Annotated in this window: 14 protein-coding genes; 2 read left to right on the forward strand and 12 right to left on the reverse strand. The window is 60.9% G+C overall.

What is annotated here, in order from left to right; translation table 11 throughout:
* The first annotated feature begins 38 nt into the window (after positions 1–38).
* Positions 39–797, forward strand: a complete 759-nt coding sequence (locus AAER43_RS18800; protein ID WP_023331256.1) for a M48 family metallopeptidase — start codon at positions 39–41, stop codon at positions 795–797.
* A 210-nt stretch (positions 798–1007) separates the two neighbouring features.
* Complete coding sequence (locus tag AAER43_RS18805; protein WP_023337739.1) at positions 1008–2276, forward strand: OprD family outer membrane porin; 1269 nt, start codon at positions 1008–1010, stop codon at positions 2274–2276.
* Positions 2277–2389: 113 nt separating this feature from the next.
* Here AAER43_RS18805 and AAER43_RS18810 read toward each other — a convergent pair whose 3' ends face one another.
* The 12 genes from AAER43_RS18810 to AAER43_RS18865 form a co-directional block, all read right to left on the reverse strand.
* A complete protein-coding gene (locus AAER43_RS18810; RefSeq protein WP_050862335.1) occupies positions 2390–4030 on the reverse strand; it encodes a thiamine pyrophosphate-binding protein in 1641 nt (546 codons plus the stop codon).
* 13 nt (positions 4031–4043) lie between these two features.
* Positions 4044–5513 carry an aldehyde dehydrogenase gene (locus tag AAER43_RS18815; RefSeq protein ID WP_050862336.1) on the reverse strand — a complete coding sequence of 490 codons (1470 nt, stop codon included), beginning with the start codon at positions 5511–5513 and terminating at the stop codon, positions 4044–4046.
* Positions 5514–5522: 9 nt separating this feature from the next.
* Positions 5523–6293 carry an aspartate dehydrogenase gene (locus AAER43_RS18820; RefSeq protein ID WP_023331260.1) on the reverse strand — a complete coding sequence of 257 codons (771 nt, stop codon included), beginning with the start codon at positions 6291–6293 and terminating at the stop codon, positions 5523–5525.
* Positions 6294–6302: 9 nt separating this feature from the next.
* Complete coding sequence (locus AAER43_RS18825; RefSeq protein WP_050862337.1) at positions 6303–7097, reverse strand: SDR family oxidoreductase; 795 nt, start codon at positions 7095–7097, stop codon at positions 6303–6305.
* Positions 7081–7851, reverse strand: coding sequence for an alpha/beta hydrolase (locus tag AAER43_RS18830; RefSeq protein WP_023337743.1), 771 nt, complete (start codon positions 7849–7851; stop codon positions 7081–7083). Before AAER43_RS18830 ends, AAER43_RS18825 begins: the two co-directional genes overlap by 17 nt.
* A gap of 9 nt (positions 7852–7860) precedes the next feature.
* Positions 7861–8391 (reverse strand): cupin domain-containing protein, encoded by a 531-nt coding sequence (locus AAER43_RS18835; protein ID WP_050862338.1) that lies wholly within the window; start codon positions 8389–8391, stop codon positions 7861–7863.
* Positions 8392–8401: 10 nt separating this feature from the next.
* Positions 8402–9658, reverse strand: coding sequence for an MFS transporter (locus AAER43_RS18840; RefSeq protein WP_057057631.1), 1257 nt, complete (start codon positions 9656–9658; stop codon positions 8402–8404).
* 25 nt (positions 9659–9683) lie between these two features.
* Positions 9684–10871 carry an FAD-dependent oxidoreductase gene (locus AAER43_RS18845; protein WP_050862340.1) on the reverse strand — a complete coding sequence of 396 codons (1188 nt, stop codon included), beginning with the start codon at positions 10869–10871 and terminating at the stop codon, positions 9684–9686.
* Complete coding sequence (locus AAER43_RS18850) at positions 10868–11794, reverse strand: VOC family protein (RefSeq protein ID WP_014885169.1); 927 nt, start codon at positions 11792–11794, stop codon at positions 10868–10870. Before AAER43_RS18850 ends, AAER43_RS18845 begins: the two co-directional genes overlap by 4 nt.
* Positions 11795–11872: 78 nt before the next feature.
* Complete coding sequence (locus AAER43_RS18855) at positions 11873–12661, reverse strand: IclR family transcriptional regulator (protein WP_014885170.1); 789 nt, start codon at positions 12659–12661, stop codon at positions 11873–11875.
* Between the two features lie 12 nt (positions 12662–12673).
* Positions 12674–13423, reverse strand: a complete 750-nt coding sequence (locus AAER43_RS18860) for an SDR family oxidoreductase (RefSeq protein WP_050862341.1) — start codon at positions 13421–13423, stop codon at positions 12674–12676.
* Positions 13423–14445 (reverse strand): aromatic ring-hydroxylating dioxygenase subunit alpha, encoded by a 1023-nt coding sequence (locus AAER43_RS18865; RefSeq protein ID WP_014885172.1) that lies wholly within the window; start codon positions 14443–14445, stop codon positions 13423–13425. Before AAER43_RS18865 ends, AAER43_RS18860 begins: the two co-directional genes overlap by 1 nt.
* Between the last annotated feature and the right edge of the window lie 8 nt (positions 14446–14453).

Consider the following 14453-nt stretch of genomic DNA (forward strand, 5'->3'; position numbering starts at 1 on the left):
CGGATTTTATTGAGATTAATAAGTACGGAAGCAACTTCATGAAAATGCGTGCAATAGTGCTGGCCCTGGGTACAACGCTCATGCTGAGCGGCTGTCAGAATATGGATTCTAACGGTCTGATGACGTCAGGCGCAGAAGCCTTTCAGGCCTACTCCCTGAGCGATGCGCAGGTTAAAGCGCTGAGCGATCAGGCCTGTAAAGATATGGACGGAAAAGCCACGATTGCGCCGGCTAACAGTACCTACACACAGCGTCTGAATAAGATTGCTTCCGCGCTCGGCGATAACATCAACGGTCAGCCGGTGAACTATAAGGTTTACATGGCTAAAGACGTCAACGCCTTCGCGATGGCAAACGGCTGCATCCGCGTCTATAGCGGGCTGATGGATATGATGACCGACAACGAAGTGGAAGCGGTTATCGGCCATGAAATGGGTCACGTTGCGCTCGGCCACGTGAAAAAAGGGATGCAGGTTGCCTTAGGCACCAACGCCATCCGTGCGGCGGCTGCCTCTGCGGGCGGTATCGTGGGCAGCCTGTCTCAGTCACAGCTCGGCGATGTCGGAGAAAAGCTGGTCAATTCCCAGTTCTCCCAGCGCCAGGAGTCCGAAGCGGATGACTACTCTTACGATCTGTTGCGCAAACGCGGGATTAATCCGTCAGGTTTAGCCACCAGCTTCGAAAAACTGGCGAAGCTGGAAGCGGGACGCCAGAGCTCCATGTTTGACGATCACCCGGCCTCAGAAGAACGTGCACAACATATTCGCGACCGTATGGCCGCAGATGGAATTAAATAATTCTGGAAGGAGGCAAATTTGCCTCCTTTTTATTTCGCATGAATTGCCAACTTAATCGCACGTATCGGTAACTCCCGCAAAACCCTCTCCATATCCGGCTCTTAGCGCTGAAACGTCTGGACACATAATTATTGCAATCATTAACCATTCGGGTAATTATCCGACCTGCAGTAATTCATTTTAATATATTAAGACAGAGACGTTCCCTCCGTGAAAAAAGAATTATCGTTAATTGCTTTAGGTTTATTCGCCGCATTACCCGCCGCTGCGAGCCAGCAATCCGACAGTCAGGGTTTTATTGACGACAGCCATCTGGACCTGTTTTTACGCAATGCGTATATCAGTCGCGACTATCATCAGGGCCAGCAGGATAAAGCCGAATGGGGCCAGGGTATTATTGCCACCTTCACATCCGGTTATACCGAAGGGCTGGTGGGCTTTGGTGTAGACGGCATTGCACAGTATGGCGTTCGTCTGGACGGTGGCCGTGGAAAAAGCGGTGCGGGCGGTATCGACTTCTTTAAACAGGAAGACGATGGCCGGGCAAAATCCGATTTAGCGAAATTTGGCGCAACCGCCAAAATGCGTATCTCAAATACCGTGCTGAGCTACGGTAGTCAGCGTCCTGAGCTGCCGATCGTGAATGCCGACAACTCCCGCCTGCTGTTTGAAAGCTACACCGGCACCCTGCTGACCTCAAAAGAGATCGACGGTCTGGAAGTCAACGCCGGTTACTTCACCGACGAGCAGCGCAAAAGTGATGACCGCCACGACAGCGGCCTGAAGAGCCTGACCTTCGGTGGCGCGAGCTACCAGTTTAACGAGCAGTTCAGCGGTGCGGTGTATGCCTCGCATAATGAAGAGGTAATGAACAAGCAGTACCTGGGCCTGAATTTCAAACAACCGTTCAGCACCGGGCAGCAGCTGGTACTCGACTTTAACGGCTATAACTCGCGTCTGGAGCAGGGTTACGCCGACAGCCTCGACACGGGCCGCAGCAACACCATCTGGAGCCTGGCAGCGAGCTATATCTGGGACATTCACACGTTCAAGGTGGCATACCAGCAGAGCAGCGGCAGCACCGGCTACAACTACGGTGGCTACCGAGACCAGGGCGGTGTGGGTGACGGCGGCAACACCATCTGGCTGGCTAACTCCTACTGGTCTGATTTCAACGGCGAAGACGAACGCTCTTGGCAGGCATCGTACGGCCTGGACTTTGGCGGACTCGGCCTGCCGGGCCTGAGCTGGACCACCGCCTACGTGCGTGGCGATAACATCAAAACCTCTGAAACCAGCAACGGCAAAGAGCATGAGTGGTTCAACCAGATCCAGTACCAGGTGCAGGATGGTCCGGCGAAAGATCTGAAGCTGAAGCTGCGCTATTCCGTGCTGCGTGTCTCCAGCAACGCCAGCGATTACAACGTGGGTGGGGATGAGATCCGTGCTTACGTGGAATACCCGTTTAACGTGTTCTGATGAAAAAAGCCGGGTGGCGGCTTCGCCTTACCCGGCCTACGGTTTTTTCGCTGTTATTGTGTGAGAAACCGTAGGCCCGGTAAGCGCAGCGCCACCGGGCGATATCCACGATATCAATACAGCGTCTTCTGCGGCGGCCCGGCAAACTTCAGGGCGCCAATCTGCCCCATCCGCACTTCCACTACCGACGGGCCCGGCATCGCCAGCGCTTCTGTCATAACGGCAACAAAATCATCGGCACGCTCAACGCTCCATGCCTGCAGGCCAATCGCCTGCGCCAGCAGAGTGAAGTCCGGCGTATGCAGCTCGTTGTAATACTGACGCCCGCCGAAATACTTATCCTGAATACCACGCATTACGCCGTACCCCCCGTCGTTCATGATCAGCAGCGTCACGTTGGCTTTCTCCTGGGCCAGCGTCGCCAGTTCGCCTAGGTTCAGACTCAGACCACCATCACCCACCAGCCCCACAACCTTGCGCTGCGGGTTAGCTATCGCGGTGCCAATGGCCATCGGCAACCCCATACCAATGGCTCCGGCCAGCGAGTGAATGTTCATCAGCGGGCCGTTGGCGCGGAACAGGCGGCTGCCCCACAGGCTGCCGGACACGGTGATATCGCGCACCAGCAGGCCGTCCTGCGGAAGCGCTTTCTCGATGGCATCGTTAAGTCTCGCATAGGGGCCGCACTGATCGCGCAGGCCCTGCCCGGCTTGCTCAACCGCCTGTTGAACCAGCGCGTCCCACTGCGCGTTGCCCCACTCACGCCCCTGTACGTTGTCGGCCAGCGCGCTAAGCAACGCGGAACAATCGGCTATCAGCGTGTTATCCATCAGATAATTACGGCTCGCCGCCGCCGGGTCGATATCTACCTGTACCCGTGGAGACGGCAGCGCCAGCGTCCATGAGCGGGTTTCGTTGCTGCGCAGGCGTGAACCGGCGACCAGCGTAAAGTCACATTGCGCGATGAGCGCTTCAACGGATGGCGAGTTGTGAAACGCCCGCAGGCTACCGCGATGGCTGTCCGGCAGCACGCCGCGCGCGTGGGTGCTGGAGATGACGGTGATGCCTGCATCCGCCAGTTTTTTCACCGCATCAGCGCTTCTCAGCGCTCCGCCGCCCAGCCACAGCAACGGCTGTTTTGCCTGCTTCAGCTGCGCCCAGAGTGCGTCAACTATCGCGGGGTCCACGGTGGCGACCGACGTCGGTTTCACCGGTGCGGTCACCAGCGAAAGCGGAATATTTGCACTCTGAATATCAATCGGGATCTCAACAGAGACCGGCCCGCACGGCGGCGTCTGCGCGTCCTGAATCGCTTTATGCAGGATAGCTATCGCCTGGTTGGCGTTGCTGATGCGGTACGCCCGTTTGGAGCTGGCCTTCAGGAAGGTCAGCTGGTCGCGGGTTTCATGGATAAATCCGGTATCGGCATCCAGCCAGGCTTTTTCGACCTGTCCGGTTAAATGCAGCAGCGGCGTGCAGGCGTTCATCGCTTCTACCAGCGCGCCTACCGCGTTACCCGCACCCGCACCGGTGCTGGTCAGCGCCACGCCGAGACCGGAAAAACGTCCGTGGGCGTCGGCCATGGTCACGGATCCCGCTTCGCCGCGCGCGGGCACGAAGCGAATGTTGCCGCGCTGCCCGACCGCATCCGCGATTGGCAGGTTGTGAATGGAGATGACGCCGTAGATGGCCTCAACCTGATACTGCTCCAGCGTTCTGGCGATGGCGTCGCCGACGGTTATCATTTCGCTCATTGCTCACCCTTTCTCAGTCGCACCAGTGGTTGACGCTGTTACCCGTCGCCAGATAAATGCTCTTTTGCTGCATCCAGGCTTTCAGCCCCTGAATGCCCTTTTCGCGGCCCAGACCGCTCTCTTTAAAGCCCCCGAACGGGGTTGAAATCGCAAAGACTTTGTAGGTGTTGATCCACACCGTGCCCGCCTCAAGCTGTTCGCTCAGGCGCAGCGCGCGCCCGGCATCGCGCGTCCAGATCCCCGCCGCCAGGCCGTACACCGAGTCGTTGGCCTCGCGGATAAGCGTGGCCTCGTCGCGAAACGGCATCGCCACCAGTACCGGGCCGAAGATCTCCTCCTGACACGCGCGGGCGCTGTTGCTCAGCCCTTCGATGAGGGTGGGCAGGAAGAAACTGCCGTTTGCCAGCTCAGGATCGGCCGGGATCTCCCCGCCGCACAGCACGCGGCCCCCTTCGCGCTTCGCCAGCTCGACGTAATCCTGCACGCTCTGACGATGTTTAGGGTTAATCAGCGGCCCGACATGGGTACCGTCAGTAAACGGATGTCCGACGCGCAGTCCGCGCGTGAGCTCAAGCAGCCGCGACATCAGCGGCGCGTAAATGCTCTCGTGGATAAACAGCCGTGAACCGGCGATGCACGCCTGCCCTGCCGAGCTAAAAATGCCGTAGCAGATGCCGCGCGCGGCCTGCTCGATGTCTGCGTCTTCCAGCACGATGGTCGGGGATTTTCCGCCCAGCTCCAGCGATGCCGGGATCAGCTTTTCCGCCGCCACGTGTGCAAGATGGCGGCCCGTAGTGGTGCCACCGGTAAAGGAGATTTTGCGCACCTTAGGGTGACGCGCCAGCGCATCGCCAATCACCGAGCCTTTACCGGGTAGCACGCTCAGCAGCCCGGCGGGCAGCCCGGCTTGTTCAAAAATACGCGCCAGCTCCAGCGCCATCAGTGGCGTGGCCTCGGCAGGTTTGAGGATCACCGCATTTCCGGCGGCAATCGCCGGGGCAACCTTTTGCATTTCGCTGGCAATCGGCGAGTTCCATGGTGTGATGGCAGCCACCACGCCGAGCGGTTCATAGCGGCTCAGGGTCAGCAGATCCGGCTGGCGTGGCGTCGGGAGTTCCCCTTCCAGCAGCTCGCAGGCAGAGGCAAAGTAGCGCGCCGTCCCTGCCGCACTCATCACCAGCCCACGCGCCTCCGCGAGCGGCTTGCCGTTATCGCGGCTCTGCATTTTCGCCAGCTCGTCGACGCGGGATTCAATCAGATCCGCGACCTTATGCAGGATCCTCGCGCGCATGTGCGGCAGGCTGCTGCGCCACGCGGGATCGCGCCACGCCCGCTCGCCGGCCTCGATTGCGTCATTCAGATCGTCGAGACTTGCCGCATTCAGCGTCGCATTGATCGACCCGTCTGCCGGGAAATGGCTCTGCATCGGATTGCCACCACCATGTCGCCAGTGGCCGCCGATAAAAATCTTCAGATCGTCCATCGTCGCTCCTCAGCTCAGGGCCAGCTCGCGGCAGGCGCGTACCGCGCTCAGTGCTGCAAGGGTGGAGGTTTTAGGGTTAGACGCCAGCGGCAGCCCGCTCAGCTCAAGATGGAACTCGCCGAACACGCCTTCGACATGCAGCGTGTGGGTATTGCGCTTCGTTGCCGGGTCGACCATCAGCTGCACGCGCGTCTCGTCCATCCCGACGCCACCGAGCGCCACCGTCGCCGCCACGTTGGCGTTCGCCGGGAACAGGCGCGCCGCCTCGCGGGCGCTGCCTTCAAAGAAAACGCTCGCCTCAGACACCGCGTTAAGGTCGATAAGCTGCTCAGCATAACTGCCGCGCCAGCTGGCCGGGCTTTTGCGCGACTGATAGGTCACGCGTTCCAGCCCGCCCTCTTTCGCCGCCGCCAGCCCGTCAATACCGGCAACCGCGCCGGAGAGCAATGTCAGCTTGCCGCCAGCACTGAGCAAACGCTGCTCCAGCGCGCTGTCCGCCAGCGCGCCGGTGGAGATCACCGCCAGATGCCAGCCGCGACGCAATATGTCCTCGCCGTACTGCGCCACCGCCTGCTGGCTGGCGCACTCCAGCACCAGATCGGGCGTGTCAGCGCACGCCACCGGCGTACCGAGCGCCATCACTGCATCACCAAACTGTGTGTGAATCGCCGCATGATGAGATTCACGCGCCACGATCCAGCCGATAGCCACGCCCGCGGGTAAACGCTCAATCACCGCCTGCGCCATGGCGCCAAAACCAATTAACATGATCTTTTTCATAATGTGTCCTTACAGGTGGCGGCAGAAGCCGCCGGAAACGTCCAGCGCGGCGCCGGTGGTGAATGACGCCAGCGGCGAGGCGAGGAACAGCAGCGCCTGCGCGGGCTCCTGCGGCTTGCCGAGACGCGCCATCGGGATGCCACGTTTACGCGCGATCTCCGCCGTCCACTCCGGCCAGCTCTGACTTTTGTCCGTCCGGCTCTCAAAGCGGCGCTGCCACTGCCCGGACTCCACCATGCCGAGCAAAATGGAATTCACGCGGATACCTTTACCCACCAGCTCTTTTGAGAGCGTCAGCGTCATATTCAGCAGCGCAGCACGGGCGGCAGAAGTGGCGATCATGTGCTCCTCCGGCTGCAGCGCCAGCAGGGAGTTCACGCAGGTAATGGAGGCGATATCGGACCGCTCCAGCAGAGGCTGAAACGCCTGCACCGGGTTGATCACCCCGAACAATTTCAGTTCGGCTTCGTGCAGCCACGCTTCGCGCGGGGTATCGCTGAAATGCGCCACGTAGCCCTGCCCGGCGTTGTTGATCAGCATGTCCGCCGCGCCAAAGCGGGCCTGAACGGCATCCGCAAAGCCCTGGACTTCGGCAGCGTTTAGCACGTCGCAGCGGTAGGAGAAAATCTCGCCGTCGGGGTATTCGTTTTGCAGCGTCGCGTGGGCGCTGGCGAGCCGGTCCGGGTCTCGGCCGCAGAAAGCCACTTTTGTCCCCTCGCCCAGCAGCAGGCGCAGCGTTTCAAAGCCAATGCCAGAAGAACCGCCGGTGACTACCGCTACGCGCCCGTCAATTTGTGCATTCATCGCGCACCTCTTCGTTAATGCGTAAAAGCTGTTGGTTAAAAAACGCCGCGTTATCGAGATAGCTGGCGTGCCCGGCCTGGGGAATGGCGGTAAACGGCATGCCGTAGCGCAGTGCCAGCCCCTGCACCAGCTCGGGCTGCGTGATCGCATCCTGCTCGCCGCACCAGACCTCAAACGTGCCGGAGTAACGTTTAAGCCAGCCGTGAATATCGTCGTGTGCCAGCATCCACGCGGCGGCAAGGTAGCCCTCAGGACGCAGCTTGCGCATGCCCGACGCGACGGTGGCGATATCTTCCCCGCGGGCACCGGGGCGCAACAGCTTCGCCGCGCGGGTCTGGGCAAGGATTTCACCGCCCAGCGCCATCTGCTGCTCGCGGCTGCGCCAGACCTGCTCGCGTTGCTCCGGTGCGGCCTGACCGTAGCCCTGCGCGGCATCTGCCAGCACCAGATGCCGCACCCGGTCGGGAAACTTCGCCGCAAAGGCGCTGGCGACCAGCGCCCCGAGAGAATGGCCGACCAGTACCGCCTGCCAGACGCCCGCGCGGTCAAGCATTGCCGCCAGTGCATCGGCGTAATCTCCCGCACTCGCCCGTTCTACGGTCAGCATCGGGCTTTCGCCATAACCGGGCATGTCCCACGCCAGCACGCGAAAACCCTTCAGCGCCATCTGCTTATGCCAGGAGGCAGCACCCGAGCTGATCCCATGCAGCAGCATCAGCGGAATGCCGCTTCCCTGTTCACGAAAACCCGTCATCATGCCCCCTTAGTTCCGCTTCACTTTTGAAAGCGGATGATCGGCGGGATAGGTCGGGATTTCCGGCTTGTTGGTCCCCAGCATGACGCACATCAGCGCCTCTTCTTCCCCGTGGTTAAACAGGCCGCGATAGATACCCGGCGGGACGGAGATCAGGTCACGCTCGCGCAGCACGGTTTCGGTGTAGTGTTCGCCGTCCTGGACCATCAGCGTGATTTGCCCTTTAAGCATGAAGAACACCTCTTCCACGTCGTCATGCAGGTGCAGCGGCCCTTCACACTTCGACGGCAGCACCATGGTGGAGAAGGTGAAATGGTCCGCCTGCACGGTGTTGGTGTCGTTCGCCACGCCCGTTGCGCCGGTGCCGATGTAGCGCATCTGCGCCCGGCGATATTTCGGGTCATAGTCGGCCTGGAACTTCAGCGCGTTCCAGTCGTACTTACGGCCTTCAAAGCGCGCGATGCGCGACTCGACCCACTCTTCCATCGTCAGGTGCTCAGGTTTGATGCCTGATTTATGGGTTACGGTTGAATCAGTCATGACACTCTCCTCAGTAACGTCTCAGCAGCGGCAGTAACAGGACGCAGCCCACCGCCGCCATCACCGCCAGAAAAATCAGCCCGGAATCCATGCTGTGGGTGAAGGCGATAAGCGCCCCCATCACCGCTGGCGACAGTGCGCCCGCGAAGTTTCCCAGCCCGTTGAAAATGCCGCCCGCCGTCGCGCTCACCCGTGGATGAGTGGCCTTCGCCAGCAGGGCAAAAATGTTGGGTGCGCCAGTGCCCCACATAAAGGTGCTGAAGCTCATCGCGGCGATGATGGTCAGCGGGGTGTCGAGGTGCATGACCGCCGCCAGCCCGACAGCCGCGCCCGCCATGGAAATAAAGCAGGCTGCCGCACGCTTATCGACCCGGTCAGAGAGCCACGCGCCAATCACTTCGCCCGCCAGCATGGCGATGAACGGCATCGACGACAGCCAGCCCGCATGCTCCAGGTGAATGCCTTTGCCTTTGATCAGGTAGCCCGGCAGCCAGCCATTGATGCCCCACAGGTAGGTCATGAAGGCGATGTTAAAGATGCAGATGATCCAGAAGTGCGGGCTGACGAACAGCTCGCGCCGCGCGGCACGCCGCTCATCCTGAGACGCCTGCGTGGTGCCAGGTTTCGCCTCCAGGCGGATACCACGCAGACCGATGCGCACGAAAATCAATACCGGCACGGTAAGCATCGCCATCACGAAGAAGGTGCTCTGCCAGCCGAAGGTGTTCAGCAGCCAGAGGGAGAGCGGAAAACCAATCGCCGCGCCCACCGGCGTGCCAAGCAGCCACAGCATGGTGGCGCGCGCCTGCAGATGCTGCGGGAAGTTGTGACGCACAATGGCGAAGGCCAGCGGGAACAGCGGCCCCTCCGCCACCCCCAGCAGAATGCGCAGCACGATCATCAGCGTATAGTTGTGGGTAAAGCCCATCGCCACCATCAGCACGCACCAGATCGCCATCATCCCGGTCAGCAGGCGCAGCGGCGCGATTTTATCCCCCAGCCCGCTGAGAAAGACTGACGAAAAACCGTAGCTCAGCAGAAAGGCGCTCATCAGAATGCCGAGGCGCGTGGTGTCGAAATCGATCCCCATCGCCTGCTGGAAATGGCTGTCAGAAAACAGCGCCGCAATACTGATTTTGTCGAAAAACGCCAGCAGCACGCAGGCCAGCAGCGACAGCGGGATAGCCCAGCGCACTGCTTTTTCAGGCGTGCGGGTTCCCTCACCGCCTGCCTCAACGGGCGCGGTGTTGGTCTCTAATGTGGTCATCTCTCCCCCTACGGGTGCGGGTTAGCTATCGCAATGACATCAGTGAAAAAGTCGGGTCGGCGAGCGGTACGTCCGATAAATCCCGCCCTGCCGCCATCCAACGTTTCGCCAGCTTGACGGTGCGCGCATCGTTAAACGCCACCAGCTGCGTCAGTCGTCCGTTTTCATCCAGCGAGAAAAAGAGCGAATCTTCACGCGCTATCGTGTTGCTGCCCGGATGCGGAATGCCGAGGATCTGAATATTGTGCTGGTATTGATCCGACCACAGCCACGGCGCGTCGTCGTAGCCTAGCGCATCGGGGTTGAGCATCGCTTTCGCCGTCGCCACCGCCTGATTCTGGGCAAATGCCCACGACTGAATGCACAAGCCGTAGTGGTGATGCTGAGCCACATCGCCAGCCGCAAAGATGAACGGATCCGAGGTACGCCCCTGAGCATCCACCACGATCCCGCGCCCGGTATGAAGCCCCGCATCGTGCGCCAGTTCCAGATTGAGATCGACGCCGATCCCGACCACCACCGCATCAAAGGTTTCGCGCTGGCCATCACAGTGAATAACCGGCAGGCCATTATCGTCCTCCAGCTCCAGCGCGCCGCAGCCGGTACGGATGTCGACGCCCTGTTCGCGATGGATGGCCGCTAAGCGTTGCGATACTTCTCCGCTCACCGACCTCATGCACAGCGCGGGCTGCTGCTCGAACAGCGTGACCGCCACGCCGTTTTTGCGCGCGGAGGCGGCGATCTCAAGGCCGATCCAGCCGCCGCCCACTATCGCCAGGGTTTTACTCTGCGCCAGACGCCCCTTCAGACGCTGCGCGTCCTGCCAGTGGCGCAGGGTATAGACCTGCGGATGCGCCGCCCACGCCTCGCCCGGCAGACGCGCCCGCCCTCCGGTGGCAATCAAAAGAATGTTGTAACTAAGATGCGTACCGTTGCTTAAACGCACCGTTTTTGTCTGACGGTCGATCTGCTCCGCACGCAGTGGGCGGTACCAGGTCAGATCCAGCGCCTGCTGTGCCTCTTCGGAAAACAGCCGCGGGAGCGCCGCGTCAGGCTCCAGCAGAGACGCCTTCGACAGCGGCGGACGTTCATAGAAATCCCACGCTTCTTCCGCCACCACGCAAATCTCGCCCTCGAAGCCCTCGTCGCGGAGGGTTTTTGCCGCCCAGCCGCCCGCCTGACCGCCGCCGATAATGACAATGCGCGACGTCATACCGCCTCCGGCTTTTTCTGCTGACGGCGCGTGTCGTGGTCGATGCCGCCTTCCACCGCCCATTCGGTGAAGGAGACCAGCGAATGCTCCAGCTCGCGCGGCTGCCAGTTTTCGGTCAGGTAATCGTCGTTGGTGTAATACTCAAACGCGCCGCCGGTCGGGCTGTTGACGTACCAGAAATAGGCCGACGACACCGGATGACGGCCCGGCCCAATAAACGTGCTCCAGGCGTTTTTATTCATCGCGATACCGCCGCCGATCACCTCGTGGATGTCGCGCACCGTAAACGCAACGTGGTTTAGCCCGCGCTTGCGGTTCGGTAATTGCAGCAGGAACAGGTTGTGATGGCCGCCGCGCACGCCGCAGCGCAGGAATACGGCGCGGTTGATGTAGCGGTCAGAGACCTGGAAGCCGAGCACTTCGCGATAAAATGTCTCCACCGCGGCCAGCTCCTCAACGAAAAACACCACGTGCCCGACATTAATCGGCTGGGCGCGATCGTAGACCGGGCTGGGGGTGTCGATTCGGCGAGCGTCTCCCCACTGGTTAATCGGCTCAACGTTCAGCTCCACGTCGGTCTGCTGGCTGACCTGCACGCGCAGCGTCATGCCGTTCGGATCGCGGCACTCCAGGGCGTCGCCCACTTCACGAAAGCCAGGCTGCCCGGCAAGCTTCGGGCGCAGCGCATCGAGGTCTGCCGGGGTGGCCACCGCCCAGGTCATACGGCGCAGGGTGTTGCCCGCTTCAAAGGCTGGCGGCAGGTCGGGGCTGTCAATCGGATTAAGCTCCACGCGCGCGCCGCTCAGGGTGGTAAAACGCTGGCCGCTGGCATCGCCCGTCAGGCCAAAATCACGCATAAATTTGGCGCAGTGCGTCAGGTCTTCCACGCCAAATTCCAGCTTTTCAATTCCGGTTACACTCATCGTTCGTTGCCTCATCTGGCCCAAATTGGGCGTAAAACATGCCCGACGCACTGAAGCGCCTGACGTTAACTCACTGATTTAACTGGCCTGTGACAGGTACCCTAAGAAGCCAGAAATTTTATCTGCCGCGAGGCGAACCTCGTTCTGGAGCCGCTCGCGGTCGGTCTGCGGGATCTCCTCCGACGGCACCAGAATGCTGACCACCGCCGCCACGCGCTGGCTTCGGTCATACACCGGATAGACGATGGAAGAGATGCCGTGGCGGAAGAAAGACTCGCCAATCACATATCCGCGGGCTTTGTCCTGCTGCACCATCTGCCACAGGGCTTCGCGGTCGTGAAGCTGCCCCGGCGTGTTGCCCGGCAGCCGCTCGTGCGGGAACAGCTGTTCAAAATCGGCGCGGGAAATATCGGTCAATAACATGCGGCCAAGCGAGGTACAGTGCACCGGCAGACGGGTGCCAATGCTGACCTGATTGATACGCGACCCGGCGGCGCTGACGCGGGCAATGTAAATAATGTCGCGTCCGTCGCGGATCGCCAGATGGCTGCTGCACTGGCTGACATCGCGAAGCTGCTCGATCACCGGCTGGCCTACCTGCGCCACGTCCAGCGAGGCGATGTACTCAAAGCCCAGGCGCAGCACGTTCATGCCCAGCGAGAAGGTATTGGTGCGCGCATTGCGCTCCAGAAAACCCATATACTCCAGCGTCTGCACCACGCGGTAGGCAGTGGCCTTCGGCATATCCACCAGCCGGTGTAGCTCGGCAAAGGTCAGCTCGCGATGCTGCTCGCCGAAGGCCAACAGCAGCTGCAAACCGCGTTCAAGCCCCGGCACCAGATACTTCACTTCCTGATCGTTTGCCATAATCGCCATACCTTAGTTAAAGACAAAACCGCCGTTGACCGGGATCAACTGCCCGGTGATAAACCGCGACAGATCGCTTAACAGCCAGACCACGCTGCCGGTGACATCCTCCGGCTGCTGCGCGCCCGTTAACGCGCGACCATTTTCGTAGAGCTGATGGCGTTCGGCGGGCACATATTCGGTGGCCTCGACGCGGGTCAGCCCCGGCGCGATAGCGTTGATTCGAATGCGTTTTTCCCCCAGCTCGCGCGCCATTGAGCGGGTCATCGCAATCACCGCCCCCTTACTGGCCACGTAGGCCATCAGGCGCGGCGCGCCCCACAGCGCGGTATCGGACGCCACGTTCACAATCCCCGCCCCTTCGCGCAGCAGCGGCACGGCGGCACGCGTCACCAGCCAGGTGCCTTTGACGTTCACGCTCATTACCCGATCCCAGAGATCCGGATCGTAATCCAGCATGTTTTTACCGCCCACGCCGGTCGCCATTGCCGCGTTGTTCACCAGGCCGTCAATCTGCCCCAGTTTGCCAATGGCGCTGATTACCTGCTCGATGGACTGCGGATCGGCCAGATCGATAACGTGCGATTCGGTTACATACCCTTGCTCGCTCAGACGGTGGGCGCTTTCGGCCAGCTCGCCTTTGAGGATGTCGCACATCACCACGCAGGCACCTTGCGCAGCGCATGCGCTGGCAAAGTGGTAACCCAGCCCGCGCGCGGCGCCGGTCACGACGATGCGCTTCCCGCTCAGCAGTCCGTTCATCAGGCGGCTCCCTGCTGCGCTTCGCGCATCGCCAGCTGTTCTTTCGCGGCCTTTTGCATCATGCGGCGCAGGCGCGAAAGCCCGACGTCGTGCTGGTAGAGGTATTCATGGTCACGGGCATTTGGCGCCAGGCTTTCCAGCACCACGCGGTCCTGCTCCAGCACTTCCCAGTGCAGTTTTTCCAGACGATTGCGGTACATAAAGCGCCACATATCGCGCTGCCAGCCCTGCACGCGGCGGATGCGCCAGAAAAAGACGCGGCAGTTGTCGTTATCTTCCGGCACCACCATGCCGACGATAAAGAAGTGGCCGCCCGGTCCGAAACGCTTCTTATACGGAATGGAGAGACGCATCCAGCAGGTGCCGCTGTTGCCCAATTCCACCCAGTCGAAATTGACGCCGCTCTGCCCCTTTTTCTCGAAGATGAAGCCGGTTTTGGTCGGCTGAAGCACCATGTCGGCCTTGCGATCCCCTTCCGCCATCGAATGTGATGACGAATGCAGATAGGTGCCGTGCATCGGGTCCATGACGTTTTCCAGCGCGTACTGGTAATTGCATTTCCACGCGGCGGTGCAGAGGAAGTTGCTGAAACTGTCCGTGTCGGCGAGCTCATCCGGGAAAGTCAGCTCGTCCGGCTGCTGGTCAGCAGTGACGCCGAACCACAGGAAAATGGCGCCGTGCGCCTCCTGCACGTTATAGCTGCGCACGCACTGCTGGCCGACCAGCGGGCATTTGTCCACGGCGGGCACATCTTTCACTTCGCCATTGCCCGCCACTTCCACGCCGTGGTACCAGCAGGCAATACGGTCCCCAAGGTTCCAGCCCATCGACAGGCGTGCGCCGCGGTGCGGACAGCGATCTTCCAGCGCCTGCACCTGGCCGTCTTTATTGCGCCAGACCACAATCTGCTCGCCCAGGCGGGTAATCCCCACCGGCGCGGACTGCACTTCCCAGCTCGCCAGTACCGGATACCAGAGGCCGCGCAGACCTTTATCCAGATAGTTTTGTACGGTAGTCGTCATCGCGTTGT

This window comes from Enterobacter sp. FUJ80071 (assembly GCF_038739915.1).
Lineage (GTDB): Bacteria > Pseudomonadota > Gammaproteobacteria > Enterobacterales > Enterobacteriaceae > Enterobacter > Enterobacter kobei.

Coding starts and splice junctions, on each gene's coding strand:
- AAER43_RS18865 (WP_014885172.1), bottom strand. CDS start 14,445: ATGACGACTACCGTACAAAACTATCTGGATAAAGGTCTGCGCGGCCTC.
- AAER43_RS18835 (WP_050862338.1), bottom strand. CDS start 8,391: ATGACTGATTCAACCGTAACCCATAAATCAGGCATCAAACCTGAGCAC.
- AAER43_RS18855 (WP_014885170.1), bottom strand. CDS start 12,661: ATGGCAAACGATCAGGAAGTGAAGTATCTGGTGCCGGGGCTTGAACGC.
- AAER43_RS18800 (WP_023331256.1), top strand. CDS start 39: ATGAAAATGCGTGCAATAGTGCTGGCCCTGGGTACAACGCTCATGCTG.
- AAER43_RS18850 (WP_014885169.1), bottom strand. CDS start 11,794: ATGAGTGTAACCGGAATTGAAAAGCTGGAATTTGGCGTGGAAGACCTG.
- AAER43_RS18845 (WP_050862340.1), bottom strand. CDS start 10,871: ATGACGTCGCGCATTGTCATTATCGGCGGCGGTCAGGCGGGCGGCTGG.
- AAER43_RS18840 (WP_057057631.1), bottom strand. CDS start 9,658: ATGACCACATTAGAGACCAACACCGCGCCCGTTGAGGCAGGCGGTGAG.
- AAER43_RS18810 (WP_050862335.1), bottom strand. CDS start 4,030: ATGAGCGAAATGATAACCGTCGGCGACGCCATCGCCAGAACGCTGGAG.
- AAER43_RS18815 (WP_050862336.1), bottom strand. CDS start 5,513: ATGGACGATCTGAAGATTTTTATCGGCGGCCACTGGCGACATGGTGGT.
- AAER43_RS18825 (WP_050862337.1), bottom strand. CDS start 7,097: ATGAATGCACAAATTGACGGGCGCGTAGCGGTAGTCACCGGCGGTTCT.
- AAER43_RS18820 (WP_023331260.1), bottom strand. CDS start 6,293: ATGAAAAAGATCATGTTAATTGGTTTTGGCGCCATGGCGCAGGCGGTG.
- AAER43_RS18830 (WP_023337743.1), bottom strand. CDS start 7,851: ATGACGGGTTTTCGTGAACAGGGAAGCGGCATTCCGCTGATGCTGCTG.
- AAER43_RS18860 (WP_050862341.1), bottom strand. CDS start 13,423: ATGAACGGACTGCTGAGCGGGAAGCGCATCGTCGTGACCGGCGCCGCG.